This is a genomic window from Pseudomonadota bacterium (genome assembly GCA_010028905.1).
GTDB lineage: Bacteria > Vulcanimicrobiota > Xenobia > RGZZ01 > RGZZ01 > RGZZ01.
On record RGZZ01000601.1, the window covers coordinates 1 to 2,641 of the forward strand.

The 2,641-nt window shown below is 65.2% G+C and carries 3 protein-coding genes and 1 pseudogene; all 4 read right to left on the reverse strand.

From position 1 onward, the window contains the following. Positions 1 to 252, reverse strand: a 252-nt coding sequence (locus tag EB084_23340) for a DUF58 domain-containing protein (protein ID NDD31197.1), incomplete at its 3' end; no start/stop codon positions are given. 75 nt (positions 253 to 327) lie between these two features. Continuing rightward, positions 328 to 1,282 (reverse strand): annotated as a pseudogene (locus EB084_23345) (MoxR family ATPase). A 278-nt stretch (positions 1,283 to 1,560) separates the two neighbouring features. Beyond that, a complete protein-coding gene (locus EB084_23350; protein ID NDD31198.1) occupies positions 1,561 to 2,265 on the reverse strand; it encodes a hypothetical protein in 705 nt (234 codons plus the stop codon). A gap of 155 nt (positions 2,266 to 2,420) precedes the next feature. Beyond that, positions 2,421 to 2,633: a hypothetical protein gene (locus EB084_23355; protein ID NDD31199.1), complete on the reverse strand. Its 213-nt coding sequence runs from the start codon at positions 2,631 to 2,633 to the stop codon at positions 2,421 to 2,423. Between the last annotated feature and the right edge of the window lie 8 nt (positions 2,634 to 2,641).

Consider the following 2,641-nt stretch of genomic DNA (forward strand, 5'->3'; position numbering starts at 1 on the left):
GTCGACCACCAGCAGCACGGTGAGCTCGCGCTCCTCCTCGTGCTTCTTCACGAACGGCCGACCGGTGCGCGCCGTCACGTTCCAGTCGATGGTTCGAACATCATCGCCCGGGAGGTACTCGCGCACCTCGGCGAACTCCACGCCCTGTCCTTTGAACAGGCTCTCGTACTTGCCCGCGAACACCTCTTCCACAAGGCGTGCGGTGGATATCTCGATGCGCCGAATCCTTCTCCGCGTCTCCTCGTTGAGCATCCCCGTGGCGTGCGGGGGCGCCATGTGAGGAGACGCGGCCTCTTCACGGGGCCGCTTCTCCAGATCGGCCATGGCTCACGGCACCTCGATGGTGTCGAAGATCTGGCGCAGGATCGATTCAGCGCTCATCTCCTCGGCCTCGGCCTCGTAGGTGGTGGCCAGGCGATGACGCAGCACATCGTAGCCGATGGACTTCACGTCGTCCGGCGTCACGTAGGCGCGACCGCGCAGGAACGCATAGGCGCGAGAGGCCTGGGCCAGCGCGAGACTGGCACGCGGAGACGCGCCGTAGGCGATGAGCGGCTTGAGGCGCTCGAGACGGAAGCGCTCCGGGGTTCGGGTCGCGAAGACCACGTCGAGGATGTAGCTCTTGACCTTCTCGTCGAGGTAGATCTGGGGAATGAGCTTGCGCACCCGCACCAGGTCGTCGGTATCGATGACGGCCTGGGCGCTGGGCTCTTGGCCGCGCGTCATGCGGTCGATGATCTGCGACTCTTCCTCACGCGTGGGGTAGTCGATCTTGATCTTGAGCATGAAGCGGTCGACCTGCGCCTCCGGAAGCGGATAGGTGCCTTCCTGCTCGACCGGGTTCTGAGTGGCCATCACGAGGAAGGGGGCGGGGAGCGCGAACGTCTGCTCGCCCACGGTGACCTGCTTCTCCTGCATCGCCTCGAGCAGCGCGCTCTGCACCTTGGCGGGCGCGCGGTTGATCTCGTCGGCCAGCACGAGGTTGGCGAACACCGGTCCCTGCTTCACCGAGAACTGACCGCTCTGGGGATTGTAGATGGTGGTTCCCACGAGATCTGAACTTCGCCTTGATGGCCGCGGCAAGGGTCTTGAACGTGAGTGTCTTGGCGAGGCCCGGCACGCCCTCGAGAAGCAGATGACCGTCGGCCAGCAGGCCCACGAGAACGCGCTCGACCACGAGGCCCTGCCCCACGATCACGTTCCCGATCTCGCTCTGGAGCGCCTTGAAGTGGTGGCTCTCCTGTTCGATGCTGTGCTGCAGTGCGCTGAGCGTTGTATCCACAATGCGTCTCCCGTTGTCGCGCCACGCGAGGGCGGCGCCAGAATTCGGCTCGAAACAAGCCAGGATGTGAAAAGCGCTGGGTGGCCACGGCAGTCTGCAACCCGCTTCAATCTCTCACGGGCGTCAGACGAACACATTCCGGCATCGGTTCCCGAAGAGAGGAAGAGATTTCTCATCTCTCGCCTCGACCTCGAGACCTGGGCGCCGAAGGCTGCGCAGGAACCGCAGGTTACGCGATCGACAGGAGACGAACCTCCTCTCCTCCCCGTTCGTCGCGCCTATGTGCAGGGCGACGCGAGGCGGATGCGGAGCACCGGAACACACGTCTGGTGGTTGATCACATGCGCCTGATCGAGCCAGTACCTGGCCAGTTCGAGGTCTCCGCGACGCTTCGCCGCATGCGACAAGAAGACGGCCGATGCCCATCGATGCAGCGCGCACACGCCGTGGCGCGAGCGATGCTCGAGACGATCGCACGCATCCTCCTGGGCACCAGCGATTGCGTCAAAGCCGTCCTTGGCGAGCGACAAGCGATGGCGCACCTCCCCCAGCATGATGTGCCTGTGCACCTTTGGATAGTCGATCTCCACCACATCGCGCGCCGCGTCGGGGCGATCAACCACGAGCCATGAGATCAAGGCGTTCGCGCAGAGACGATACCTGTCCGGCAATGCCAGTGAGAACCTGAGGACGTCATGCGCCTTCAGCGCGTCTGTCGGGTCTCCATTGAGCAGCACTTCGATGAAGGCGATGTCGGCGCGAGCGACCTGGGTCGAGAGGAGATCCTCTCCTACTTCACTTCGGTCGCTCAGGGAATAGCGGGCACCCTCGAGGTCGAGCGCGCGCAGCCGTCGCTCCACCGCCTGATCGGTGAGATTTGGCAGGCGCCCGCCGCGGGAGGGGGGCTGCGGCGCAGCCTCATCGGACGCTCGCCTCAGCAGAAACCGAGCCAGCAAGATGGCCGCAAGGATGCCGTGGTACATCGCTTAGCAGTTCATCTCTTGCGTCACCAACCCTGCGATGGGTGCCCGTGAGCGGGTGACAGAACGAGGGGTAGAGCGGAAACGGCACGGAAAGCAGATGGGGGACGCCCCCTGCACGCGCAGGCCGACGCCCCCCATCACGAAGCCCTGACCGCTCAGGAGCAGCCGGTGGTCTCGCCGCAGGTGTCGCACTTCAGGCAGACCCCGTTGCGCACGAGGGTCCACGAGCCGCAGCCCTTGCACGGGTCGCCCTCATATCCCTTGAGACGCGCTTCGCGGATCTTGCCCTCGATGCTGGCCGGCGCGGTGGCCATGGCCGAGGCGGCCACCGCCCGCGCGCCACCGTTGAGGCCTGCGCTCGTCAGCACCGGCTGCG